The organism is Paenibacillus ottowii (assembly GCF_006874425.1).
In the GTDB taxonomy this organism is placed as follows: domain Bacteria; phylum Bacillota; class Bacilli; order Paenibacillales; family Paenibacillaceae; genus Paenibacillus; species Paenibacillus ottowii.
Window position 1 is genome coordinate 201,953 of sequence record NZ_VIJZ01000005.1, and the last position, 24,734, is coordinate 226,686.

Annotated in this window: 22 protein-coding genes; 8 read left to right on the forward strand and 14 right to left on the reverse strand. The window is 45.4% G+C overall.

Going from position 1 to position 24,734, the window contains the following annotated elements; genetic code table 11:
- Nucleotides 1-486: 486 nt before the first annotated feature.
- The gene (locus tag FKV70_RS14015) at nt 487-2,268 is read right to left on the reverse strand and encodes a SulP family inorganic anion transporter (protein ID WP_142613226.1); all 1,782 of its coding nucleotides are present in this window, start codon (nt 2,266-2,268) and stop codon (nt 487-489) included.
- A 29-nt stretch (nt 2,269-2,297) separates the two neighbouring features.
- Nucleotides 2,298-2,627 carry an ArsR/SmtB family transcription factor gene (locus FKV70_RS14020; RefSeq protein ID WP_016818694.1) on the reverse strand — a complete coding sequence of 110 codons (330 nt, stop codon included), beginning with the start codon at nt 2,625-2,627 and terminating at the stop codon, nt 2,298-2,300.
- Between the two features lie 541 nt (nt 2,628-3,168).
- On the opposite strand from FKV70_RS14020, the gene FKV70_RS14025 reads away from it, so the two are divergent.
- The 3 genes from FKV70_RS14025 to FKV70_RS14035 all read left to right on the forward strand — a co-directional run bounded on the left by FKV70_RS14025 (nt 3,169) and on the right by FKV70_RS14035 (nt 7,332).
- The gene (locus FKV70_RS14025) at nt 3,169-4,626 is read left to right on the forward strand and encodes an RtcB family protein (RefSeq protein ID WP_064796870.1); all 1,458 of its coding nucleotides are present in this window, start codon (nt 3,169-3,171) and stop codon (nt 4,624-4,626) included.
- Nucleotides 4,626-5,909 carry an AAA family ATPase gene (locus tag FKV70_RS14030; RefSeq protein WP_063211270.1) on the forward strand — a complete coding sequence of 428 codons (1,284 nt, stop codon included), beginning with the start codon at nt 4,626-4,628 and terminating at the stop codon, nt 5,907-5,909. Before FKV70_RS14025 ends, FKV70_RS14030 begins: the two co-directional genes overlap by 1 nt.
- A 262-nt stretch (nt 5,910-6,171) precedes the next feature.
- Nucleotides 6,172-7,332 carry an MFS transporter gene (locus FKV70_RS14035; protein WP_142613227.1) on the forward strand — a complete coding sequence of 387 codons (1,161 nt, stop codon included), beginning with the start codon at nt 6,172-6,174 and terminating at the stop codon, nt 7,330-7,332.
- An 85-nt stretch (nt 7,333-7,417) separates the two neighbouring features.
- On the opposite strand, the gene FKV70_RS14040 is transcribed toward FKV70_RS14035, so the two are convergent.
- The 3 genes from FKV70_RS14040 to FKV70_RS14050 are packed head-to-tail and all read right to left on the reverse strand — an operon-like array spanning nt 7,418 to nt 9,746.
- A complete protein-coding gene (locus FKV70_RS14040) occupies nt 7,418-8,170 on the reverse strand; it encodes an amino acid ABC transporter ATP-binding protein (RefSeq protein ID WP_142613228.1) in 753 nt (250 codons plus the stop codon).
- Between the two features lie 14 nt (nt 8,171-8,184).
- On the reverse strand, nt 8,185-8,853 hold the full coding sequence (locus FKV70_RS14045; RefSeq protein WP_025676010.1) for an amino acid ABC transporter permease: 669 nt from the start codon (nt 8,851-8,853) through the stop codon (nt 8,185-8,187).
- 41 nt (nt 8,854-8,894) lie between these two features.
- On the reverse strand, nt 8,895-9,746 hold the full coding sequence (locus tag FKV70_RS14050) for an amino acid ABC transporter substrate-binding protein (RefSeq protein WP_142613229.1): 852 nt from the start codon (nt 9,744-9,746) through the stop codon (nt 8,895-8,897).
- Nucleotides 9,747-10,025: 279 nt separating this feature from the next.
- Here FKV70_RS14050 and FKV70_RS14055 point away from each other — a divergent pair, with 279 nt between their 5' ends.
- The gene (locus FKV70_RS14055; protein WP_142613230.1) at nt 10,026-11,318 is read left to right on the forward strand and encodes an MFS transporter; all 1,293 of its coding nucleotides are present in this window, start codon (nt 10,026-10,028) and stop codon (nt 11,316-11,318) included.
- Nucleotides 11,319-11,440: 122 nt separating this feature from the next.
- Here FKV70_RS14055 and FKV70_RS14060 read toward each other — a convergent pair whose 3' ends face one another.
- Nucleotides 11,441-11,698, reverse strand: coding sequence for a GlsB/YeaQ/YmgE family stress response membrane protein (locus FKV70_RS14060; protein WP_013372531.1), 258 nt, complete (start codon nt 11,696-11,698; stop codon nt 11,441-11,443).
- 297 nt (nt 11,699-11,995) lie between these two features.
- Between FKV70_RS14060 and FKV70_RS14065 the strand changes: the two genes are divergently transcribed.
- Together FKV70_RS14065 and FKV70_RS14070 are read left to right on the forward strand one after the other, a co-directional pair.
- On the forward strand, nt 11,996-12,259 hold the full coding sequence (locus FKV70_RS14065; RefSeq protein WP_208738406.1) for a YkgJ family cysteine cluster protein: 264 nt from the start codon (nt 11,996-11,998) through the stop codon (nt 12,257-12,259).
- Between the two features lie 36 nt (nt 12,260-12,295).
- The gene (locus tag FKV70_RS14070) at nt 12,296-13,252 is read left to right on the forward strand and encodes an acetylxylan esterase (protein ID WP_142613231.1); all 957 of its coding nucleotides are present in this window, start codon (nt 12,296-12,298) and stop codon (nt 13,250-13,252) included.
- Nucleotides 13,253-13,415: 163 nt separating this feature from the next.
- On the opposite strand, the gene FKV70_RS14075 is transcribed toward FKV70_RS14070, so the two are convergent.
- Entirely contained in the window at nt 13,416-13,739 is a 324-nt protein-coding gene (locus FKV70_RS14075; RefSeq protein ID WP_016324638.1) for a DUF3817 domain-containing protein, read from the reverse strand.
- Between the two features lie 152 nt (nt 13,740-13,891).
- Here FKV70_RS14075 and FKV70_RS14080 point away from each other — a divergent pair, with 152 nt between their 5' ends.
- Nucleotides 13,892-14,896: an LLM class flavin-dependent oxidoreductase gene (locus tag FKV70_RS14080; protein WP_142613232.1), complete on the forward strand. Its 1,005-nt coding sequence runs from the start codon at nt 13,892-13,894 to the stop codon at nt 14,894-14,896.
- Between the two features lie 281 nt (nt 14,897-15,177).
- Here FKV70_RS14080 and FKV70_RS14085 read toward each other — a convergent pair whose 3' ends face one another.
- From FKV70_RS14085 to FKV70_RS14100, 4 genes are all read right to left on the reverse strand, one after another.
- Nucleotides 15,178-16,797, reverse strand: a complete 1,620-nt coding sequence (locus tag FKV70_RS14085; protein WP_142613233.1) for a cellulase family glycosylhydrolase — start codon at nt 16,795-16,797, stop codon at nt 15,178-15,180.
- 409 nt (nt 16,798-17,206) lie between these two features.
- Entirely contained in the window at nt 17,207-17,458 is a 252-nt protein-coding gene (locus FKV70_RS14090) for a hypothetical protein (RefSeq protein WP_063211285.1), read from the reverse strand.
- Between the two features lie 210 nt (nt 17,459-17,668).
- Nucleotides 17,669-19,429, reverse strand: a complete 1,761-nt coding sequence (gene dhaK / locus FKV70_RS14095) for a dihydroxyacetone kinase subunit DhaK (RefSeq protein WP_142613234.1) — start codon at nt 19,427-19,429, stop codon at nt 17,669-17,671.
- A gap of 1 nt (nt 19,430) precedes the next feature.
- Nucleotides 19,431-20,564, reverse strand: a complete 1,134-nt coding sequence (locus FKV70_RS14100) for a glycerol dehydrogenase (RefSeq protein ID WP_142613235.1) — start codon at nt 20,562-20,564, stop codon at nt 19,431-19,433.
- A 188-nt stretch (nt 20,565-20,752) separates the two neighbouring features.
- Here FKV70_RS14100 and FKV70_RS14105 point away from each other — a divergent pair, with 188 nt between their 5' ends.
- Nucleotides 20,753-21,784, forward strand: a complete 1,032-nt coding sequence (locus FKV70_RS14105; protein WP_142613236.1) for a PocR ligand-binding domain-containing protein — start codon at nt 20,753-20,755, stop codon at nt 21,782-21,784.
- 223 nt (nt 21,785-22,007) lie between these two features.
- Here FKV70_RS14105 and FKV70_RS14110 read toward each other — a convergent pair whose 3' ends face one another.
- From FKV70_RS14110 to FKV70_RS14120, 3 genes are all read right to left on the reverse strand, one after another.
- Nucleotides 22,008-22,964 carry a DUF2167 domain-containing protein gene (locus tag FKV70_RS14110; RefSeq protein WP_142613314.1) on the reverse strand — a complete coding sequence of 319 codons (957 nt, stop codon included), beginning with the start codon at nt 22,962-22,964 and terminating at the stop codon, nt 22,008-22,010.
- Between the two features lie 819 nt (nt 22,965-23,783).
- On the reverse strand, nt 23,784-24,206 hold the full coding sequence (locus FKV70_RS14115; RefSeq protein WP_162305669.1) for an SUKH-3 domain-containing protein: 423 nt from the start codon (nt 24,204-24,206) through the stop codon (nt 23,784-23,786).
- Between the two features lie 73 nt (nt 24,207-24,279).
- Nucleotides 24,280-24,726, reverse strand: a complete 447-nt coding sequence (locus FKV70_RS14120) for an SUKH-3 domain-containing protein (protein WP_064796813.1) — start codon at nt 24,724-24,726, stop codon at nt 24,280-24,282.
- Nucleotides 24,727-24,734: the final 8 nt, after the last annotated feature.

The following is a 24,734-nucleotide window of genomic DNA, read 5'->3' on the forward strand; positions in this document are numbered from 1 at the left end:
TTTTGTTTCTCAATGACAGCCTTAAGGGCAGCAACGTAAAAAGCCAACAAATAGCCTCTGGTACTCACCTCCTTTAAAAATATAGATCCCGAGGTGAAATCATAGGTCATATTCTGAGGTGAACCATCTTTGGCGCAGACCGCAAGGAAAGACATTCGATTAAGAATTGTGAACAAGTCTAGGAAAAAGCAAGTGAAAAAGCTGAAGAAAAAGGTAGGGTAAAATACTAGAAGTGATCGAGGAGGTTGATATAACATATACTAAAATACAATTTTAAACAAAAGTATGAAACAATTGGTATCTTTTGAATCTAGTATAGTGTCATAAAAACAGATATTCAAGCTTTTTTTGAATTTTATTCCTTTTTTTCTTGAAAGAGTGAAAAACCTCTTCTATGATCCGAAACCAAATGCAACGTGAAGACTCGCATTTATTTTCGAAAATGGAAGAGGTTTTTAGCCAATCAGCAACAATTGTAGAAGAACGCTATCTGCCGCTATTTACAGGTATGGGAACCGAAACGGCTCCTTCTGGAAAGGAAGATTTGGTTTCCTGGGTTCTGCGGCACAGGCCCGTACATTCTCGAAAAGCCATTTGCCTGCACCCCCTGCACCGATCCTGATTTACTATTGCAAGAGCTGCCGTCAGAGCCTCCCCTGTATGTTCAAAAAAATGATTTTGCCCGATCATGTCGTAGCATCCGGTTTTCTGTAGTAGTTCTAGCGGTTGAGGCTGGAGTCCGGACACAAGCACAGTCCCACCAGACTTGCGGTATTTTTGTATTAATGCAGTAAAGTTAGCTTCTCCCGTCATATCCATAAAAGGGACCTTTCCCATTCGCAACAACAAAATCCCCTGCTGGTGGCCAGTCTGTCCCCCTACCCCCGAGTTTTCCAACGCCGAGGCTGCACCGAAAAATAGGGGACCTTCCACATTGTAAATAGCCACCTGCGGGCAATCGTGCTGCTCTGTAACCATATGTGCACCTACTTTTTCATGCTTCACAGAAGGGTCGGGAAGCACCTTATCGACCGAAAGTGTACTGCTCATACGTTTGACAAACAATACAACTGCCAAGATCAGACCTACCTCCACAGCCGTTGTCAGTGTCGTAAAAACCGTCAGCAAAAAGGTGACGACCAGCACAATTGAGTCCGCTGTCCGTGTTTTGAGAATGTGCGCAAAATGCTTGCGTTCACTCATATTCCAGGCGACTACCATCAACACGGGTGCCATACTGGCCAATGGAATATTAGATGCATAAGGCGCAAAAAGCATCAGAATGAGGAGCACAACGACCCCATGCACAATGCCTGACATAGGAGAAACTGCGTTGTTGCGGATATTGGTTGCCGTACGAGCAATCGCCCCTGTCGCAGGAATGCCGCCAAATAGTGGTGTCAGCAAATTGGCAATCCCTTGTCCAACCAGTTCGCGATTGCTGTTATGGCGGGTACCCGTCATCCCGTCAGCTACCACCGCTGAAAGCAGCGATTCAATAGCCCCCAGCATCGCTATAACCAGTGCTGGCGGCAACAGCTTCACGATTAATTCCCACGTTATCGCAGGAATATGCAGCTCAGGCAAAGATGCCGGAATTGCGCCATAAGCAGAGCCAATCGTAGCCACCTGCCCTGGAAAAAACAAGGCTGCCACCAGCGTTGACAAGAGTAGGCCGACCAGCGAGCCAGGTATCTTGGGCCATTTTTTAGGCACCACAATAAGCCCAGCAAGACAGATGCAAGCTGTCAGGATGCTGTACACATTGAGTGAAGGAAGCCGATGGATGATCTCTGCCATCGAAGGCAGAAAGGTTTCATGTCGCTCTACCCCGCGCAAGCCGAGAAAGTTAGCAATTTGACCACTGAAGATCGTCACGGCAATCCCGGCCGTAAAGCCAATGGTTACAGGCTTGGGAATAAATTTGATCAATGCCCCCAACCTTAGAACACCCATTAAAATGAGTATAATACCTGCCATAAAACCAGCTATCAGTAAATTCTCATAGCCGTACTGCATGACTATAGCGAGCAAAATCGGAATAAACGCGCCTGTAGGGCCTCCGATCTGAAATTTAGACCCCCCCAGCAGTGAAATCAAAATTCCCGCTATGATGGTTGTGTACAGACCATATTCCGGCTTTACCCCCGATGCAATGGCGAACGCCATACCGAGCGGGATCGCCACAATTGCTACGATGCTTCCAGAAATTAAATCCTTTCGTAAAGCCCCTGCGTTATAGCCTTCAAACCTTCCTCTCCACTTCATCCCTGTAACCCTTCTTTTCTGTAGTAGCATTACTTCTCGTTACGTATGCCTTCCAGCAACGAGATCGCTTCGACTAAATGATTGTCAAAAATTTGCCGCGCCACCGCTAGCAGCTCCGTTAAGAGCGGATCACGTAGTGAATACACGACCGTTGTGCCTTCCTTAAAGCTGTTCACCAAATTTTTAGCCCGTAAAACAGCCAATTGCTGCGATACGGCAGAACCTTCGGAACCAAGCGCAGTCTGCAGCTCGTTCACATTCCGTTCCCCTTCACTCAGCACCTCCAAAATGCGGATGCGCAGAGGGTGAGCCAATGCTTTGAAAAAATCAGCCTTAAACTTCTGGAGATCTCCTTCCATGCTGCGCCGTCCCCCTTCACAGAATTGTTTTCATAACGATCAACAATATCTGAATATTTGAATATTCAGTACAATAACAGCTTTGGGTCAATTGAACTATGATGTTGCTCACACTTCACCATGCGCATAGTCACATTTTTCCACCCTTTTATCTTTTGGGGTTGACAGCTTCCACAGCTTTCCATTAACATAGCAATTAACTTTAAGAAAAGGGGGCCGACAGACATGACCAAGCTTTACACGCTAATGACGATTAGTCAGCATGATCCAATCATATATTCAAAATTTCGTCTCATCGGCCCCGTTCGGGCGACATGATGGGGGTATCACGCTGTCTGGCGGCGTGATGAACCAGGCTTTTTTAATTTTGTATGCTATTGAAAGAACAGGTTATTTATGTTTTTATGATGTATTGATCATAAAATGTAATGACACTTTCGGTGCAGGAAGCCGTAGACGACAAGTCTGCGGCTTTTTTTGTTTTTTAATCTTTCTATACGATGTTATGAATTTACATGAAGAAGGGAACTACCCATTTATTATGAATACACAATCTACGACCGACTCATTTTTTCCTGAAGGACCATACAGTCACCTGATGAAGCTTCCAGCTGGGGATCTGACGGTGTACGCTTCGCAGCAACTTTTCGCCTCACTTGATTACAAAGTGTTCGAGATGGCTAATAACAATTTACAAATTCCAGGTATCCGCTATATGGGATACACACCGGATGTACATGTAGGCGTCGGAACCTGCATCGGTACAACTGCGGTATGGGGGATGGAAGACGGCTATGTATCTCCCTCCATCGTCGGAAGCGATATCGGCTGTGGCATGCGCGTACACCTGACCAATCTGCACAAGGATGCTTTGAAGGAAATCAAGCTGCGCCGCAAGCTGGTTAAGACGATCGACAAATACTTGCCGATGGAAGCCCACCAACGCGGACATTATTCGGATATACGACTGGAGCATATTGTACGCAAAGGCCTGCATGGCTTGCCTAATAAATATATTCCGGATAGCTACACTCCTAAAAAATCCACCTCACTGACCCATGTAGAGCACAGTAAGTTCTCCTTTGACGAGGAAGTGTTGAATCTCGTCGAAGACCGTACTTGGCACCGCGCTCATCGGCAGCTGGGCACGCTGGGTGGAGGCAATCATTTCGTCGAAATTCAGGCGATTGAAATTGCGGAAGAAAATAGAGAAATCGCTGAAGCTTGGGGGATGTTCGATGGTCAAGTGGCTGTGATGATTCATTCGGGATCACGCGCTTGGGGTGGAGCAGTCAGCCAGGCCAGTTCATCTGCCATTGCCAAAGCGATGAGTCGTCTCGGTCTCGGCACCTCCGACCCGCGACTGGTATTCGCACCGCTGGATCATCCCGAGGCAGCACATTATGTGAATATGATGTACTCAGCGCTGAATTATGCTGTGGTGAACCGACATCTGATTGCATACTCCGTGCGAGAAGCCTTCCGCGATGTCTTTGGTACAAAGTGCGAGTTGCGCACTCTGTACGATCTGATGCACAATTATGCTTGGGATGAGTCCCATCCGGATCATGGCAGCGTGTTTGTACATCGTAAAGGTGCGACGCGCGCGCTTCCAGCAGGACACCCCGACAATCCGCGACCCTATCAGGCGACAGGGCATCCGGCGCTGATCCCTGGTTCGATGGGGACTGCCTCTTATATTATGGTAGGTTTACCGGGTGGTCAGGATAACTTTCATTCCATTTGTCATGGAGCAGGCCGTATTCGCTCACGTTCTGCGACCAAACGGCTCGTGAGTGTAGACGATTTTGCAGGCGCCCTGGGTGTAGGGACGGACGACGAAATTGTGGTGAACCAGGCCTCTCTGGAAAGTATTATCGACGAATCTCCACAAGCCTACAAAAATGTAGATGATATTATCGAAAGTGTTACCGGGGCAGGACTCGCAGCTGTTGTAGCCAAATGCAAACCGCTGGCCGCCCTGAAAGGAGCAAAATAATGTTGAGTATAGACACCCCAGCTATTTATGAATTTGACGAACGTACAGATGGACGCATTACCGGTTATGCTGCTTATGCCCGTCTGATCGACGGTATCAGTGAAGCACTTTATAACCGCTATGGCGTAAAATACGAGCTGTATGCCAGCGACGATCCCAATATTGAATATTGGGATCTGCTAGAGGAGGATATTCGTTCAGGCAGCCCTGAGCTGGAGCATGTGGCACGAGTCTTCGATCGTTTGGAGGAACGCACTATCCAGTATGACGATGACGGACCGACTCCTGAATACGGTGTGCATCTGTCGATGCGTAATAATGTATTTGCCTATCCCAAGTGGGGGATTGCACTGGCACGAGTTCCCTTTTTCCGTGAGAATGGCGTATACAATGAAGATTACGTATTTGCTACAGGCGACCAGGAGCTGCAAAGCTTCCTCGCAGGCGTACGCGGGCGTGAACGCAAGCAAAATATGAAGCGTGTCACCGTCTTCACCGATACAAGCCGAGGACTCTCCCGGCAGGCAGAGCCGATAACCCGTGCCATTACTCGGGATGATGTGATTTTGAAAGCGGAAATCAAGCGGGATATCTTCCGATCACTCGATCAGTTTTTTGAAGCGGATCGTACCTTCTATCAGACTTATAACATCCCTTACAAGCGTGGGATTCTGCTATACGGCCATCCGGGCAACGGTAAAACAACTCTTGTGAAATCTATTGCCAGCAGTGTACCGGGTCCGGCCGCTTACTGGCAAATTACCGAATATACAACCAGCGAATCGGTCAAAGAGGTGTTTGAGGCAGCGACTCGCCTAGCGCCGATGGTGCTGGTCATTGAAGACATCGATTCCATGCCTCAGGAGGTTCGTTCCTTTTTCCTGAATACGCTTGACGGCGCTACATCCAAGGAGGGCATCTTCCTGATTGGAACGACCAATTATCCAGAAAAAATCGACCCAGGTCTGATGAACCGGGCAGGTCGCTTCGACCGGGCTTATGAAATCAGTTTGCCTGACGAAGAGCTGCGACTCGCGTATCTCAAGCTCCGTAACTTCCTTGTTTTTGCAGGTGAGACAGGTACACAGAAGGCAGCTGCGATGACGGACGGCTTCTCCCTGGCTCAGCTCGGAGAACTGTATGTCAGTACGGCGCTGGAATGGCATGAGCAAGGAAAAGCCGATATTGAGCTGATTATTAAGGGCATGCGAGGCGAGCTTGATAAAAGCCGCAAGCAGGACTGGCTAAAAAATGCCTCCGAAGGTCGAGTTGGGTTCTTCTGATCAAACCTTTTATTTCCTTATTATCAAATTTATGTCACAATAATAAACAATAAAGTATGAAAGGGTGACCTTAAGCCAATGATCTACTAATCCTATTTCCAAAGAAAAACGTAATCTTACGAATTTTCTGGATAGGATTAGTGTAGGCTTTTGGGGATTAACAATAAGATAGATCATTGCCTCGTTGATCGGGAGCAGTGTGTCTTCTTGTTCGCATGTCTGCCTCCTATCCAGAAACCAATGGATAAGGAGGTTTTTTTGTATGAAAAGAATACTCGCAATTCTCATGATCAATATATTTATTGTGATGGTCGGCGTTGGCTTAATTACCCCTATTCTGCCTGAACTGATCATTGAATTTGGTGCCAGTGGGCGGGCCATCGGTTTATTGGTAGCATCCTATGGCATAACGCAATTCCTGCTCTCGCCCATGACTGGGCAGCTGTCTGATCGATATGGGAGAAAAGTTTTTATCGTCGTAGGTGTTATTGTTTTTGCTGTAGCTAAATTTATGTTTGCTATTGGAGATGAGCTGTGGATGCTGTATACCTCAAGACTTCTGGAAGGAGTGGCAGCAGCCCTGATTATTCCGCCCATGATGGCATATGTAGCTGATATCACTACAATCGAAGAACGTGCCAAAGGGAATAGTCTACTAGCAGCAGCGATGTCATTTGGATTTGTTATTGGTCCAGGACTTGGTGGCCTTCTTGCAGCATATGGAACGAGAGTACCGCTGTATACAGCAACAGGTGCGGCTATGATTGCAGTTATTTTTTCAATTGTTTGTTTACCTGAAAGTTTATCCAAAGAACAAATGAAGGCAGCACGGGCAACAATTCATCAAAGAGAGTCTATTTTCAAACAGTATGCAAGGTCTTTAAAGTCAAAATATGCGATGTTCTTTATCATTGTCCTGGTGATGACTTTTGGACTCGCTAACTTTGAATCCGTTCTTGGCTTATATGTAACGAACCGCTTCCAATTCTCACCGCAAAATATTTCAATCCTTCTAACCGCAGGGGCTGTGATCGGTGTCGGTATGCAGGCATTGGTTGTTGCTAAAATGATCAAGCAGTTTGGTGAAAAAAGGTTGATCAAAGGCTCGCTTCTCTTCACCTCTGCTGCTTATATTTTATTTCTCTTCGCCAAAGACTTTTGGAGTATCTTTCTTGTGACTTCCCTTATTTTCTTTGCCACAGCTACGCTTCGTCCAGCTCTAAATACACTATTGTCGAAGATGGCAGGCAATGAGCAGGGATATGTAGCTGGTATAAATAATGCCTATATGAGTGTCGGGAATATTTTAGGCCCCACTCTAGCGGGTTTTTTATTTGATGCGAATATGTTCGCTCCATTTTTAACAGGCTGTTGTATTCTTTTGATGACCTTCTTAATTACATTAAAAATGAAAGTAAAATAAAAGAGGATCACTGATGAAAAAAAGGCAGCTACTGACCTGGGGGCGTTATTTTTAACCCCCGGCTATAGCTGCCTGTCTGTTCAGTTTATTCCGTTTCCCCACTCAGTCGATCCAGAAACTGGATAGCCCGTGGACTGGTAGGCTGCTCCAGCACCTGATATGGCGTACCCTGCTCAATGATCACGCCCTGATCCATTAAGATTACATGGTCCGCTACCTCTGCCGCAAATTTCATTTCGTGGGTGACAATAACCATCGTCATCCCTTCGGCAGCCAATTGCTTCATGACCTTGAGCACCTCACCTACCAATTCGGGATCAAGAGCAGAGGTGGGCTCGTCGAACAAAAGCACCTCTGGTTCAACCGCCATTGCCCGGGCAATACCGACCCGTTGCTGCTGTCCTCCCGACAATTGATGTGGATAGGATTCGGCTTTCTCAGCCAAACCTACCTTCTTCAGCAGCACCAATGCCTGTTTGCGCGCCTCGTCCTTGCTCTTTTTCTGAACCGTGACTTGCCCCTCCATCACATTTTGTACGGCAGTCATATGCGGGAAGAGGTTGTAGGATTGAAATACCATCCCTGTCCGTTTACGCAGCGCCAAAATGTTTTCTTGCCGGAGCTTCGTTCCTTTCGCAAAATTCAGGGCAATATCACCTACCTGAATTTCTCCCTGGTCGGGAACCTCCAGTAAATTCAAGCAGCGTAAAAGCGTTGTTTTACCCGAACCGGAAGGACCGATAATCACGAGCACTTTCCCTTTATCCAAGGTCACGTCAATCCCCTTAAGCACTTCCAGCGAGCCGAACGACTTGTGTATATTCCGAATTTGGATCACCGGTACAATCTCCTTTATCTAACGGAAAAACGGCTCAGGCGCTTTTCCAAATAATTTTGCAGCACAGTCAATATCGTGCTAAACAGCAGGTAAATAACTCCAGCCTCAGTATACACTAGTAACGGTTCGTAGGTGGTAGCTACAATCTGATTAGCCGTTCTGAACATTTCCACATAGGTGATGGTGGCAGCCAGTGAGGTATCCTTTACCAAGCTGATGAATGAATTGGCCAGCGGAGGTACGGACACTCGGGAAGCTTGAGGAAGCACGATCCGCCGCAGCACTTGCCAGCGTGTCATCCCCAAGGAATATCCCGCCTCCCACTGCCCCTCCTGAATGGAAATAATAGCCGCACGCATAATTTCAGAGCTGTAGGCCCCAACGCTAAGCGTAAATCCGATCACGGAAGCAATAAAGGGGTCCAGTGTAATACCCACAGAAGGTAAACCGTAGAAAATAATATACAATTGCACCAGCAAAGGAGTTCCTCGAATCACCCATACATAGAAGCCGAAAATCAGCTTGAGTATTCTCCATTTGGACAACCGGGCGAGTGCAGTGATCAGCGCCAGCACCAGTCCCAGAGCAAATGAGATCAGGGTGAGCGGAATCGTAAAAGAAACCCCTGCTTTTAGCAGAGGCAATAATGAATCCATAATAATTTGTATTTGGCGATCATCCATTGTACAGACATCCTTTAAAAAGAAGGTTTGGTCTTCATTTATTATTTGGAAACGTCGGCTCCGAAATATTTCTCGGAAATTTTCAAGTACGTACCGTCAGCCTTCATATCAGCCAATGCTTTGTTGACTGCCTTGATCAAATCTTCGCTGCCTTTATTAAATACAGCTGCACTGTGTGACGCATCCGCAGATTCGTCCACCTTTTTGATCGGAGCATCAGGCTTTTGCTTTTTCAAATCCAGATAGGATAATCCGTCGTTGACGGTTGCGTCTACCCGTTTGGAAGTGAGAAGATCAATAGCTTGGTTGAAGCCTTCGGTTGCTACAATTTCCGCCCCGTTGCTTTTCGCGATTTGAGTCAGGTTGCTGGTCAGGGATTGTCCTGCCTTTTTACCTTTTAGGTCAGCAAATTTGTGGATGTCGGTATTATCTTCACTCACGATCAGAACCGCCTTGGAGACGATGTACGGATCGGAGAAATCATATTTTTGCTTACGCTTATCTGTAATGGACACTTCATTAAATACCGTGTCAAACCGCTTGGAGTTCAAGCCTGCAAAAATGCCGTCCCATTGTGTCTCGATAAATTCCGGTTGCACACCCAGACGCTTACTTACTTCAGTTGCAATATCAACGTCAAAGCCTGTCAGTTTTCCAGTAGCATCATGGTACGTAAACGGAGCATAGGTACCTTCAGTACCGATTCTCAGCTTGCCACTCGCTTTGACAGATTCAAGCGTTGCCGCAGCAGTTGTATCTGCTTTTCCATTATTAGAACCGTTCTCTCCAGTAGATGCATTATTCGTGCTAGCGCCCTTATCATTGTTGCCGCAAGCCGAAACCAGCAATGCCATCACGAGGAGTACAATCGGTAAAAAATTAAGTTTTCTCATGTTATCCACACTCTTTCCTTTTTCTTAATAACCTAGCGCAGGCTGGTCATTGAATATTACATCATTCATTTTCACACGTCAATGCTTTTATCCAATAATCCCTATCCAAAAGGTTTGTTATATTATTTTTATCATGCAATACGATTCTAGGTTGACTCAATCATAGGTAGACTATTCATTTAAGCTCTCTTCGCAGTAACTTTTTGTGTACCATTACATAAGAGATTTCGTATAATAGGTTTTAATATGCAGATTAGAAATATTTACCGGAGTGTGATTATGGATACCCAAAACTCAACTTTATCCCCCGAAGGAAGGCACTCAGCCTGGGCTACCTTTACTTCACCATTAAAGCAGTCCAAAGCGTTCACCCTCTTGTGGCTTGGACATTGGATCGCTATGTTAGGGAGCTCCGTCACGACAGTCATTTTGCCACTGGTTATCTATTCTCTGACAGGCTCGACCACCATCATGGGACTGGCGATGACGGTTTATATGCTGCCAAACGTACTTATTCTTCCTTTCGCAGGAATGATTGTGGACCGAATTGACCGGATTCGTCTCCTTCTGTTCACGAATATCGCCCGCTTTGGTCTGATGTTCGTTGCAGCTGTGCTGATGTTTACGGGCGGAATGAAATTGCCGTTTCTATTCGTAGGCCTTGCATTGTACGGATTGATGGATGGTATCTTTAATCCGGCTTATTCGGCCTTACGTGCACAGATCTTCACACCGGACATCCGCAATGCTGCCAATGCGCTAAGTCAAATCAGTATACAAGCCGTTCGTTTACTCGGTCCTCCGTTAGGAGGCTTTATTGTATCCTTTTCCTCCCCAGGTGTCGGCTTTGGACTGGATTCTATCGCTTATCTAGTATCCTTCTCCTGTTTTTGGATGCTAAGCGCTCATTTGGCCTCCGTCATTGGCAAACGTCAATCCGATTCAGAACAAGAGGATCAGGGTGGACAACATTTTCTCAAGGATTTTATAGCAGGCTTCGCTATTCTCAAAAGCCATCCTTGGCTATGGATTACGATTCTTGCCTTTTCCTTCATTAATATTTGTTATTCCGGTATTATCGCTGTACTCATTCCGTGGCTGTTCAAGGTTCATCATGGCTATAATCCAGTCGTATATGGCACGGCAATGGCAAGCAGTGGTATTGGTGCCATGCTGGGAGCCTTTGTGTATGGATCACGCAAGCATTGGAAGCACCGCGGCCTGCTCGCTTACTTAGGAGCTTTTGTCAGCGGTCTTGCCTTGCTGCTGTTGTCTATAGTCACCTGGATGCCAGGATTGATTCTAAGCATGATGCTCGAAGGATTTGGCATTATGATCTTTGCGATCATCTGGGAGACAAGTCTGCAAGAATTAGTTCCCGCTGAATCCTTTGGACGTGTAGCGAGTCTGGATCTGATGTTCTCCTTTGCACTGCTTCCTGTTGGCTATCTGGCCGTAGGTGCCGTGGCGGACAAGCTTGGGGGTATCCTCACCATTGCCATGTTTGCAACCATCGGCATGTGTATCGTATTGGGAGTTCTAATTGTTCCTCATATCAGGCGTTTTCAATAGGAAACTATATAAACTCTTCGCAAAAAAAGCTGCTCCCACAGGTCATTTGTAAACCTTGTGGAAGCAGCCTTTTTCATTTTGCCTGCGCCCCATAGGGCACGTCTATTCACTGATTCGTAAAGTTAGCCTCTGCTCCGTCCAACGGAACGGAAGATCAAGCTTACAATTACGACCAGCACAATCGCACCAATCAATGCAGGAACGATGTAGAACGATCCGATTTCAGGACCCCAGTCACCCAGAATCAAGCTACCTAACCATCCACCGATAAAACCAGCGATGATGTTACCAATCACACCACCCGGAACATCACGACCTGCGATAATTCCTGCCAACCAACCAATAATACCACCAACAATCAATGCCCATAACCAACTCATTTTGCGTCACCTCGTTTTAGTTTTTATCGTTGTGTTCTATTATTAACCACTCGAACTCCTTTTGAATACACAGAGACCAATTGGTTAATATTACCACTCAATGGAACGCTGATTTGGAAGCTCGATACCATCCTACGTTCCCCCCCAGACTATTTATGCTCTTTGTGTGGAAAGTGTGTCTCCTATCCGTTTTATCCTTGTATTCCTGCCTTTTTTGTGCCATCCTCACATTATGGCTTCATTGAAGTCACTTCATGCATAAGGTACAAAAATAACAGATTAGAAGGAGTGACCCTATTGGAGTGTCGAGTAGGATGTGCTGCATGTTGTATTGCCATTACAATTTCTTCCCCCATACCCGGCATGCCAAATGGAAAACCCGCTGGTGTTCCTTGCCCTCAGCTCACGCCCGATTACCGTTGCCAATTATTCGGCAAACCTGAGCGACCCGCTGTATGCAGTGGCTTTCATGCTGATGAGGATACATGCGGAAATACTAATGAACAAGCATTTGAGCTGCTAAGAGAGCTGGAGAAGTCCACTTTACCGAGTAAAGCATAAGTCGAACTCATTCGATATGAAGGAGAATTTTTGATTATGAATGTTATTGAAAAAAGAATTGCCGAATTGAAGCAGTATGGTCCTGATCTTACCACCCCTAAAGATATGCATTTATTCTGGGACAAAACACTGGAGGAAGTTCAAGCCAAACCTGTACGTGCGTTCAAAACGCCCATAGAAACACCGTATCCTCATATGACGGCCTATCGGGTTACTTTTGAGGGGGTCGATGATACGCCTCTGCATGCCTGGTATGTCCGCCCCCGATTTGCTGGAGATCAAAAGCTGCCGTGCATCGTTCTATTTCATGGCTACACAGGCGGAAAAGGCTATCCTGAAGATTATTCATCCTGGCTAATGCTGGGCTTTGCTGTATTGGCGGTAGATGTCCGTGGTCAGGGAGGAGAAACGGGAGATCATCGGAAAGATCCTCACGGGACGGTTAAAGGCTGGGTCACAAAAGGAATATTGGACAAGGATACCTGCTACTACAAAACGATTACAACCGATGCCCTTAGAGCTGTAGATTGGGCGGCGGAGCAGTCCGATGTCGACTCAGCTAAAATCGCCATTAGCGGCGCGAGCCAGGGCGGTGGGCTTGCATTAATGGTGGCTGCGCTCAGCGATAAAGCTGCAACTACAGTAGCAGACATTCCCAATATGTGTCATATGGATTTTGGTATGATGAATTCTACCAGTTCACTGACCGAAGCTGCCGAATTCGCAAACCGCTTCCCCGAGCATTTGGAGCAGGTACTACATACATTAAGTTATTTTGACGTGATGAATCTGGCTCATCGCATTCGTATCCCGGTCATGGTATCTGTAGGGCTGAAGGATACGGTGTGCATGCCAGAGACGATTTTCGCCGCTTATAACCGCATTGAATCACCCAAAACGATTGAAGTTTATCCGTTCACCGGACATTGGGTTGAAGGTTTCCACAGACGCAAGACGGCTGAATTTTTAGTTCAAACCCTAGCATTACATTGAGTTAACGGTTTCCCCCGGGTTTTCGGTGCATAAAAAAAAGAAAGAACACCACGCACCATCTGCGCAATGTTCTTTCTACTGCATCGGAGCAAGTCCCGCTTCCACAGACAGGAGACAAAAGACAAACTCCTATGGCCCTCACAACAAAACACCTCTACCAGGTTTACGATGCAGTTCGCTGTTCTGCTGCCGAGTCCCCTGTCCATTTTCTCACCCAAACAAAATCCATAATCATTAGACCAAACGGAATGAAGGAGGCAAACATAATAAAAAGAGGTCTTCGTATAGACCAATGCAATGCGGTTTTTCCATAGATCAAAGCAACGAGGAGCAACAGAAAGCTCACCCTGTATATGTTACCAATCACCATAACCGCCTGGGTCATGCCCGCAGCTTGCAGCGGCTGGTGGGTGAATAGTATCGCCAAATACGCTATAGCTTGAATCCAGAGCATGAGCCGTACACGCCCCAAAGGTGTTCTTAACACAAATTCAATCCCCTCTCCATGAGCAGGGATGTTCTCTCATCCCTTATGCATCTTTTATTATAACGAAAAGATCCTCAAACTCCAACCTATCCATTTTGGGTTTTGACCTAATGAGTTGTGTTTGATACAGTTGTGTAAGAGGTGATTGCAAAATGCTTAAACTGGGTATACTGGACCAGTCTCATATTCCTGAAGGCGGTACCGCTCAAGATGCATTATCTAATACAACCCATTTAGCACGTGAAGCTGATCAACTGGGGTACAGCCGTTATTGGGTATCCGAGCATCATGCGTCCAAGACACTAGCGCACTCCAGCCCCGAGGTGCTGATCGCGCATTTGGCTGCTCATACATCGCGCATTCGTGTGGGTTCAGGCGGGATTATGCTTCCACACTATAGCGCATATAAAGTAGCTGAAAATTTCCGCTTGCTGGAAGCGCTCCACCCAGGACGTATTGACTTGGGAATAGGGCGTGCTCCAGGCGGCTTGCCACTGGCTACCCGCGCTTTGCAGGAAGGGAAATACCAAGCTGTCGAACAATATCCGCAGCAGATTTTAGATTTAATAGACTACTTCCATGATTCGGTGCCTGACAATCATCGGTTTGCCGGTCTTCACGCTTCCCCGATGATATCGACCGTACCTGAGTTATGGTTGCTTGGCTCCAGCGGGGAGAGTGCCCGATTGGCCGCCATGATGGGCGCCTCCTATGCCTTTGCCCAATTTTTTGGTACTCCGGGCGGCATAGAAGCTACTGCGCGTTATCACGAGCAATTCATGCCTTCGATCTTAGGAGATAAGCCCCATTCCATGGCAGCAGTTACAGTAGCCTGCGCTGAAACCGAAGAGGAAGCTGAACAGTTGGCGTCCAGTGCTAGTTTGTATTTCCTTTTACTCATGCAGGGTAAAGAAATGGATTCTCTTCCGTCGGCGGAAACAGCCATGTCCTATCCATATACAGAATTTGATCGTGAGCGGCTGCGTCAGTCCGCAGCATCGCGTGTTGTGGGTACACCTGAACAGTGTAAGGAACAACTGCTGAGACTGGCTGAGCAGTATCGTACTGATGAGTTACTGATCGTTTCATCGATTCATGACTTTGATAAGCGTGTTCAGTCCTATCGGCTGCTGGCCAAAGCTTTTAATTTGGTATAAACAGAAGGTTGAACTAAGGCTAATTTTCAGCACATTAAAACCCCCGCCTGCCTATAATGGCAACAGCGGGGGTTTGTTGTAGAGGATCGGTTCATTAGAACCAACCCATCCGTACTATAGAAGTAGTGTAGACACCACTAAAGTTGAATGCCGTATGGTACTTTGGTAGTATATACCATACACCAAAGGCGTACACACTGTACTTCATATCTTCAAAAGACCGCAACCAAAAGTCCTATATATCTTACTCGTTCAGTAGTTAGTAGTAGCTACAGCATATCCTAGGGTTCTATGCCCCATACCAGCTTACCTTGCTGATATACGGTGCCGTGGTCCCAGTCTGCAAATGCTGTTTGGGTTGCTCCATAGGAGTAATCGTTAGTCTCATCAAAATTGCTCCAATTCGCTGCGTGAATACGAGATTGAATTTCTCCGGTTTCGCCGCCGGGCTGAATCGTTCCCGCTCCATCTGTGAAGGAAATCTCCACATATTTATCAGCCTTGGACTTCGGATTTGGCAAAGTTACAAAAGTTGCTTTTACCTTTTCATTACCAATCTTGGCCCAATCTACAAAAAACTGCTGAGCTTGTTTGCTCTCATCTGTGTAATAGTAGCGAATTTTCAGGTCACTCAACTTCACAGCTGTTTTTCCGGTATTTTTGATATTAAATTGAGGCCGGATTGCATTATCCTTGGCGTTCGTGTCATCGGTGCGATATTGAAGCACAATCCCTTCATTATTACCGCCTGGTGTACTTCCACTGTGATCGCCACCGTTATTTCCACCATTGTTATTACTACCATTGTTATTACCACCATTGTTGCCATCTCCGCCGCTATTCCCGCCGTTGCTTCCTCCACCATGATTGCTGGAGCCTTCCAGAATCGCCTGTTTTACAAATTTGCCGGAAGCCGTTAATTGTGAATCAGGCCATCCACCCTTGCGGTCGGCACCAGGCAACAGGGCAGCAGAGGTCTCATTTTTGTCGGAAAGCGACCAATTGGCCCAACTGATTTTGCGACTGGCCATAAAATCAGTCCATACTTTGGATTCATTCAGGAACGGACCACCGTTACCCGAAGCGTCACTTGTACCCCACTCGGTAGCAAAAATGCCTACACCTTTGTTCAGGGCATAATCAATCCGATCACGTAAAGATTGTCCATGTGTACCTGCATAGAAATGCACGGTATACATTGTATTTTTATCTGGAAGCGGATGGTCTGCTGCATCTTGTACATCCTGGCTCCAGGTACCTGTTCCTACAATAATAATATTATCCGGATCCTTAGCGCGGATCACCTGAGTTACCTCAGATGCATAAGGCCGGATTTGATTGTTCCAGTTCACATTCCCATTTGGCTCATTAGCGAGTTCATAGATAACGTTGGGCAAATGACCATACTTGGTGGAAAATTCATTAAAGAAAGCTTTCGCTTCATTTTTATGAATGTTCGGATCGCCATCAGAGAGAATGTGCCAGTCAATAATGACGTACAGACCCAGTTTCTGTGCTGCCTCAATCGCTTCCTTCACTTTGTTTTTCAATGAAGGGTTGGCAATATATCCGTTTTCTTCAGTGTACAATGCAACTCGAAATACGGAAATGCCCCAATCGTCCCGCAACCATTTCATGGTGTCCTGATTTACCAGATCCCCAAACCACTGTACGCCATGAGAACTAATACCTTTGAGCTGTACAGGTTGTCCATTTTTATCCACCAATTTACCGTTCTTTACTGAAAGTTGTCCGTAACGTTCCACTGGGGTCGTCCCGGCCGCCGCTGCTGTTGGCGCATTCCAATTGAATCCATTCGTTAATGTTAATAGCATCACTGCTGTTAACAGTACTGCTACTCTTTTTGCGATCCTTGGCAGGACCCATTGCCTGTTCATCATTTACACGTTCCTTCCTTTTTATAAATTAGATGAGACTTATCAGTGCGTTGTTCTCTGCTTTTTCACCCCCTCCTTCGTACAATAAGAGGATCAGGTCCAACATTCGCTGTCACTTACCTGTATATGGATGCTACTACTATTATAGTTATTTCTATATTGTATTACGACTTTATCTCAGAAAATGAATAAGAAGTCACGGTTTTGGGATATGTATCCCTTGGTTGGCTCCTGTAGAGTACTAAAGGGACAAAAGCCTCATAGCCTATTGAAAAATTTGGCTAGTCTTAGCTGATTAAATGGCTAAAAAAAGACTGCTTCCCGATGCCTAGGCCCGGTACAGCAGTCTTGTCATGATCTTATATGTGAGCGAATAATGTAAAAAATATCGTCTTATCGTGTGATGTCCCTATTACCCCTTAGCGGCAGCTTGAGGTTCTTGGGTTGCCTGATCTTCGTTCATCTCGCCGCCATCCGTCGCTTGATCTGTCAGTACAGTCTCAGATGAGTTACCTATTACCTTGTCTATAAGTTGTAGCCAAGGTTCTTCACTTCCTCCACAGCTCTCAATATCACCGAGCAGGGATTCTAGTGTGGTTCCTTCTTCTGGCAAATCAATAACTAAACTGTCTTCGTCAACTTGGATGGTGCAGCAGGTTTTCATTGTAAATCCCTCGCTTAATTCTTATTTGAGCATGCAGTAGGCTTGCTCAGATGGGATAAACTCCCTCGGATTCACGGATAAGCCCTTTGAATCCGTCTGAAATTATAACGCTAATGCACCCCAATTGCAATGAACAAACCTTGAATTTTTAAGAATTAGCGAGTATAGAAGAACGAAGGGTTCATGGCAGTAATTTGGATATATAGACAATCAGCTCAAACATTCAGCAAGCTCTGTAAAAATTACTCCAAGCGCATAAGCCCCCGCATCTGGATAACCAAGACTTCTCTCTCCGACCGCTCCGGCACGTCCCATACGTGCCACGATGTCTTCTGTCTTTTTGGCCCCCAGTACAGCAGCTTGAGCACCTCGTACAAAGGCTGCCTTCACGTCAACATTTGATTTCGCGCTCTCTATCCAGCTATCGGCACAGGGCACTAATGCATCAATAAGCGTTTTATCACCAACGACGGCTCCTCTCCCGAAAGAACGTTCACCTGTCGATTGAATGCCTTGCACCGCAGCCTGCATCATATCTGCGAATTCGGCAACGGTCAGTTCGCTTCGATCGCCCGCAGATCGTGCCGCCGCGCGAAATGCCGAACCCCAGATTGGACCCGAAGCCCCACCACAGTATTCCATGATGACGAGCGAGCATGAATGTAGAAAGGTTCCCATCGTCAAAGATTCTTGGTCCAGGATGTCTCTCCATTCCCGTTTCAGCTGACGAAATCCCTTCGCCACACTCATGCCAAAGTCGCCGTCGCCTGCATGAGAATCAAGCTCGCAGAAAGGCACCTCATTCTTGATGATAACCGCACTCATTTTGTCAACCAGATAGATTAGATTGTTCAATGTAACTTTGTTATTCTCAATAGCCGCAAAATCAGGGGCGGTTTCCACCTCGAAAGATACCTGCCGATGTTCGTCTGCTACAGTTGAAAGATCCGTGAATTCAACGTGATCTACAGGTCCGGTTACCTTGAACGCAGGCGCGCTGCTTTCCTGGGAAAGTAGCGTTTTCAGTTCGTCGTCCAGCTTCATGATCGAAACTGAGATGCCCGCCATATCGATACTCGTCATATAATTGTTGACGAAAGCTCGATTGGTCTTGACCCCCTTCGCTGCTAGTTTGCGAGTGACCGCATAGTTGAAAAGGTACAGTTCTTGCAGAGGGGTACCTCCAAAACCATTGATTAGCAGAGCGATTTCCCCGCTGAATCCGTTTTCGATCTGCATGTCTCGAAGGAGATCACTTACCATTCTGTCTGCCAGCGTATCCGCATCCGTCAGCTTTTCCCGTCTGATACCAGGCTCACCGTGGATGCCGACGCCGTACTCCATTTCATCATCCCCAAGCTCAAACGTTGGCGAGCCCTTCGCCGGCACGGTACATGATGTCAAGGCGAATCCGATACTACGTACATTGGCCGCTGCTTTCTCGGCCACTGTTTTGACTTCCGCCAGACTACGCCCCTCTTCAGCCGCTGCACCCGCGATCTTATGCACAAGCACCGTACCTGCTACACCGCGCCGCCCAACCGTGTATAGGCTGTCTTCTACAGCGATGTCGTCTTCAACCTTTACATAATCCACTTCCAGACCGTCTTCAGCAGCGAGATGAGCGCCGTTTCTAAAGTTCATGATATCACCACTGTAGTTTTTGATAATCAGCAGTGTGCCTTTTTTCCCAGCTGTTGCTCGGATGGCCTGATACACCTGAATTTGCGAAGGCGAGGCAAAGACATCACCACAGACCGCCGCATCGAGCATCCCTTTGCCGACAAAGCCGGCATGTGCAGGCTCGTGCCCACTGCCGCCGCCGCTGATGAGCGTTACTTTCTCCGCGTTCAGTTCCTTTTTCTTGAGTACTTTATATTTGGGCAGGAATTCCAACTCGGGATGCGCGAGCGCAATACCGCTGCACATCTCAAGGACCAAGTTCTCCGTACGGTTGATGACTTTTTTCATGCTACTTTACCTCCGCTTTGTATTGGCTGCCGATTCGATCGGCCTCAGCAATGGCCGCCGCAACCTGCTCCACCGTGATCGGAAACGGCATCGCATGAATCGATTCCTCCTCAATGCAGGCCTTGGCAGCCACTTCCATCAGTTCTTCCGGACTGATATGATCAACGCCGATATCAGCCAGGCAGACTGGCAAACCGACAGTTAGACAGAAATCTAGCACCTGATGCAATTCCTCTGTCGGTGCGTTTTCGAGCACCAGCTGTGCGATCGTACCGAAGGCGACTTTCTCTCCATGGTAATAGTGGTGCGTACCTTCCAAAATGGTGAGTCCATCATGAATCGCATGGGCCGCAGCAAGTCCGCCGCTTTCGAAGCCAAGGCCTGAGAGTAAAATATTAGTTTCAACGATATTTTCGAGTGCTTGTGTAACTTGATTTTCATCGCATGCCGCTTTGGCTTTGGCGCCGTCTTTTAAGAGCATTTCATAACATAACGTTGCAAGTGCCATCGCCGCATTCGTCCCTACGGCTGGAGCACACTGACCTTCGCATACTCCGTTAGGTAGTCCGGCGTTAACCCTGGAGTAAGAACGGGAGGTCGCACGGGCTTCAAAGTAAGTCGAAAGTGCATCCCCCATACCTGATACGAGGAATCGGGTTGGTGCATTAGTGATTACAGTGGTGTCGACTAATACGACACTTGGGCTTTGTTTAAAATAAGCGTAATCGTCAAAGGCGCCTTCCGGGGTATAAAGAACGGCCGAATGACTTGTGGGCGCATCCGTCGCAGCAATCGTCGGACAGATAATAAGCGCTTCCCCTTGTGCCACACATTTCGCTGCATCAATCGCTTTGCCACCACCGAGACCAACGATGCAATCACATCCATTCGCAGTGGCGATTTCCTGAAGTCTAGACACTTCCTGTCTGGAACACTCACCCATAAAACCGCTTTCAACAAAGGTTACGTTATACTTTTCCGTAGTGGAATCAAGCTTATCTTTCACCCGTGCCACATCAGCAGGATGCGCGATCAGTAAAGCAGATTTGCCGAAAGTGCTCACATAGTAACCCAAATTCAACAATTCGTTTTCACCTTGTACATATTTGCTTGGGCTAATAAATGCTTTTCTCATCTATAATTCCTCCCTTTATTGTGTTGGTTTCGTTCTGAATTAAACTATAAACGAACCGTGTAAACTTTACATTGGAGGAATCAAGGAATATATTATAATCTGCAATCGTATTTTTTTGCACTGAAGAATGCAAATTGTACTTTCTTGTTGTTGCTTACAGGATAATTTACCACTAAGGGATGAGAAGCTTGCTACGTGAACATTTGAGCATCCAGAAAATCTTTGATTTGAAAAAGTGGGAGCAGTTGCAGGATTCATTGGCATCCGTTACCAAATTGGCCATTCTCACCGTCGATTATAGAGGAAATCCGGTAACCAGCCACAGCCAATGCCAATCGTTCTGCAAGAAGGTTCGCCAAGATGAGAATCTCCTTCCTTATTGCCAAAAATGTGACTCTCGTGGTGGACTTGAGGCCGTGCGTTCTAACAAACCTTACATTTATCTCTGTCATTATGACATCGTTGACATCGCGGTACCGATCATTATCGACGATAAGTATATCGGCGCCGTCATGGCAGGCCAGGTTCGCCTAGCCGATCCTTCGAGCGCTTTACATTTGGAACAGATCCTCACGTCCAAAAATGAAAAGCTGTACAGCTCCAAATGGGAGGAACTTAAGGACTACTACGCCGATCTGCCGACAATGACCTATCAGGAAATTCAGATGATCTCCAACATGTTATCCTTATTATGTAATTATATTGTTGAAGAAGCGATGAACAAAAATCTTCTTGCGGAAATGTTTGAAAAGGCTTCGGCCATCAAGTCCACTCCGCAGTTGTCCGAGATCCTTCCTGGCTACTCGCTGAAGCATATCGAAAGCCTTAAGAAAGAAATGAATAATATCTTAGCAGATGCCTATCTGAACTCCTCAGGGGATGAGGATATTCTGTGCGGAAATCCTGTACTCAAACCCGCCTTTGAATATATTTACGAGCACAAGGGTGAAAATTTTTCTCTAAAAGCCATGGCTGACTTGTGTCACATTAGTCCAAGCTATTTTAGCCGGCTGTTTGCCAAAGAAACGGGCGAAAATTTCTCCAGCTATCTTTCCCGCTTGAAGATGAAATGGGCGAAGCAACTGCTCGAAGCTACAGATATTCCGGTATCACAGATCAGTAGCGAGCTCGGCTTCAATGAGCCGGGGTATTTTATTAAAATATTCAAAAAGTATGAAGGTACGACACCTGCGGTGTACCGAAAGTATTACAAGGGATAAATAAACGAAAAAACAGATGATTCATGGGTCTTGTCATCACCAGAATCATCTGTTTATATTGGTCTTGGCTAAGCTTCATAATCTGTGTGTACTGATCAGACTGCCTGAGCCCGAGCCAAATCGGTAAGAATGGCATGAGAATGAAGAATAGCAAAACGTTTATTATCCAATTTATAAATTTGCTTTTTCCCATCATCATGAACGGACATCTATATTCCCCTACTTATAATGGCGTGTTTTCTTTATTGCTACTGTAAGGTTCTGACTGATCCTGAGCATTCGGTTCATTGTGCATGGACTCAGTTTTTTTCTTACGGAATAATTTAGCAAAAAACTTACCTATCACACCAAACACACCTGCACAAGCCGCACCAATGAGTACGAGCACCTTAATTCCTGCGCCCTTAAAAAAAGCAATGATTAATGCCAACAAGCCCACCTTTTTAGCTACTGCCAAGCCGGCTCCTCCCAAGATCAGTCCAGTCAGACCATACTCAGAAATTTTGTCGGTTGATGCATTAAAATCCTCGTATCGCTCCCCTGATTTCACGGTCAGCTTGGGTAGTATGCTATCATTCAAAAACTTCTTATCCGCATCCAAATGCGCAGGATCGGATACTAATATGGCAGAGATATAACCCTGACGAGTGAGCACACGAACGTTATAATTGATCAGCTTTTCCTTGTTCCCATCTTCGGCCAACATAGACCAGGTCAGATTATGGGTCGCTTCATTATAAAAAGGCTCCACATCCCAGCCCTTAACATACAGGCGATCACTTTCGGCTTTTTCCTTGTTACTCTCTTCTGTACCTTTTTTATAACTATCTAGAATGGCATCTGCGTCGATGTCTTCTTTTTCATCATCCTTGATGTGTCCAAGTTCATAGTATTCAAAAATAACTTCCCAATTTTGATTTTCATCCTTCGGAAATATACTTCCAATCTCCTTGCCAGATGGTTTCTCGTGATTCATCTCACTTACTTTTGCTGTGTTAGCCGCATCCAAGAAAAGAAGAGATGAGTCCAGATCAACCGTAGCCATTTTTCCCAGGTCTACCTTTCGGCCACCCTCAATCCATTTTAACTGTTCACTGGACGAAGCCCACGCATGACCCCCACTGAGTAATACCAGACTAAGCGCCAACAACGCTCCAAAAATCGTTTGGCCCCATCTCATTTTGTTGTTACATCTGTTATCTAGTCTCTTGTTCAAAACTCATTACCCCTTTTTAAATTCCAATATCTCCCGTGTCCCCAACCATATTATCCACTGTATTACATTTTGTCAATTCACAGTAGCAAAGGGAGTTTCTGAGACTTAATACTCATTTTTATACATATGTATGCAAATCTTCTAATCTAATCGAACTGATTTTACAAGGCGTGGATGAGCGATATGAAAAGATTCATAATGGACAAGCATAATTGCGCAATGGCACTACTTATCCGTTACAGTGTCCTTTTTTATAGGCTCCTAAAAGGGATTATTCCTTGATACGACAACCCCGTTGATTTCAAGCTTAATCTCGAACACATTCATCTAGCATAAAAAATGTCGAATTTCAGCAGATTAAGGTATGCATACTTCACCAAACAAGCGACTATAGTCTTAGTGACTTTCTTCCTGTTTTTAAACATATGTCATCTTTTTTATTTAAAAGAATGTATAGGCTTTCAAAGGGGATAATTATTAGAAATAGGGAATTATAAATAGACAGCCCCTAAGGGGTTCATAGACACAAGGTTGTCCTATTGCCGCATTAGGGGCTTACTGACTGAATTTTAAGACTAATCTGGTTTGAATAAGAATAAAATTTATAAACTCACTAAACTGAAAAATAAAGATTGATTTACATTAGAATAAGCATTTGAAATTTATCTATTAAAACTGAATTCATTTATTACCTATTTGACTTGTAAAAACACTATAATTCATTCCTTACAAATTATCTTTAGCTCTTTACTCTCACATAAATTATTCATAGCTTCATATACATTATTTCCAAATATAATAGTCGTCTATGATACCGTATACTTTTCCTATCTTAGACATAAACATAGTTGCATTACCGTCATATGCCAATCCGATTAGAACTAGCTCTTCTCCAATTATCTTTTCGTACCTGCTATAGTGTTTCCTTTCGATTCCTTCCCTTAAAAATTCAGGGTCTATCTGAAAGTCATCTGATTCATCACTAGGCACTGAATACTTTAGCCCTCCGAAATGTTCAAATGCCTTTTTAGCAGGATAAAATACTTCAAATTCTCTTTTTTCTAAGAAGTTTATTGTTGAGCCGATCTCTATTTTTCTTACGGGATACCAACCAGCATCCTTTAAAATATTAATAGTTCTTGTGGAAAAAATCATTCTGTGCGTACAACTCAATTCGTAACTAATTGGATTATATCCTTTATACAAGGTTAAGTGGCTCATTGAGCACCGCATAACCTTTCTCATGTTGCCAAAGTCTTTGATAAATGACTGAACTTTATTATTCTATTTCTTCCGGTTTCCTAAATAAACAAAGAGTGTCTAGTGCCTCCAAAATGTTATCTCCGAACTTAAATAATGAATACCCATTTTTCCCAAATACCTTCCCTGATTTCGAGATAAACATTATTAAATTCCCACGGTATGCCTCTCCAACTATAACAAGCGGCTCTTTCACTCGCGCCTCAAATTCCTCAAAGTCTTCTTTTTCATAGTAATCCCCAACAGCTTCTTCAGGGATAAAATGAAACGTCTCTAAACTTCCATCCGGATGCTTAAATTTATATTCAATTCCACCAAATAGACTTAATGCTTCAATAACTGGATTGAATACTTCATATCCCATTGCCTCCAAAAAACTAACTGTCTCGGTTAAATCAAGCTTATTATTTGGATTCCATCCTGCTTGTAGCAGTATTTCTCTCGTTTCATCTGATATGTTTCGCATGAAGCAAC

Coding starts and splice junctions, on each gene's coding strand:
- FKV70_RS14015 (WP_142613226.1), bottom strand. CDS start 2,268: ATGAAGTGGAGAGGAAGGTTTGAAGGCTATAACGCAGGGGCTTTACGA.
- FKV70_RS14020 (WP_016818694.1), bottom strand. CDS start 2,627: ATGGAAGGAGATCTCCAGAAGTTTAAGGCTGATTTTTTCAAAGCATTG.
- FKV70_RS14025 (WP_064796870.1), top strand. CDS start 3,169: ATGAATACACAATCTACGACCGACTCATTTTTTCCTGAAGGACCATAC.
- FKV70_RS14030 (WP_063211270.1), top strand. CDS start 4,626: ATGTTGAGTATAGACACCCCAGCTATTTATGAATTTGACGAACGTACA.
- FKV70_RS14035 (WP_142613227.1), top strand. CDS start 6,172: ATGAAAAGAATACTCGCAATTCTCATGATCAATATATTTATTGTGATG.
- FKV70_RS14045 (WP_025676010.1), bottom strand. CDS start 8,853: ATGGATGATCGCCAAATACAAATTATTATGGATTCATTATTGCCTCTG.
- FKV70_RS14050 (WP_142613229.1), bottom strand. CDS start 9,746: ATGAGAAAACTTAATTTTTTACCGATTGTACTCCTCGTGATGGCATTG.
- FKV70_RS14055 (WP_142613230.1), top strand. CDS start 10,026: ATGGATACCCAAAACTCAACTTTATCCCCCGAAGGAAGGCACTCAGCC.
- FKV70_RS14060 (WP_013372531.1), bottom strand. CDS start 11,698: ATGAGTTGGTTATGGGCATTGATTGTTGGTGGTATTATTGGTTGGTTG.
- FKV70_RS14070 (WP_142613231.1), top strand. CDS start 12,296: ATGAATGTTATTGAAAAAAGAATTGCCGAATTGAAGCAGTATGGTCCT.
- FKV70_RS14080 (WP_142613232.1), top strand. CDS start 13,892: ATGCTTAAACTGGGTATACTGGACCAGTCTCATATTCCTGAAGGCGGT.
- FKV70_RS14085 (WP_142613233.1), bottom strand. CDS start 16,797: ATGATGAACAGGCAATGGGTCCTGCCAAGGATCGCAAAAAGAGTAGCA.
- FKV70_RS14090 (WP_063211285.1), bottom strand. CDS start 17,458: ATGAAAACCTGCTGCACCATCCAAGTTGACGAAGACAGTTTAGTTATT.
- dhaK (WP_142613234.1), bottom strand. CDS start 19,429: ATGAAAAAAGTCATCAACCGTACGGAGAACTTGGTCCTTGAGATGTGC.
- FKV70_RS14100 (WP_142613235.1), bottom strand. CDS start 20,564: ATGAGAAAAGCATTTATTAGCCCAAGCAAATATGTACAAGGTGAAAAC.
- FKV70_RS14110 (WP_142613314.1), bottom strand. CDS start 22,964: ATGAGATGGGGCCAAACGATTTTTGGAGCGTTGTTGGCGCTTAGTCTG.
- FKV70_RS14120 (WP_064796813.1), bottom strand. CDS start 24,726: ATGCGAAACATATCAGATGAAACGAGAGAAATACTGCTACAAGCAGGA.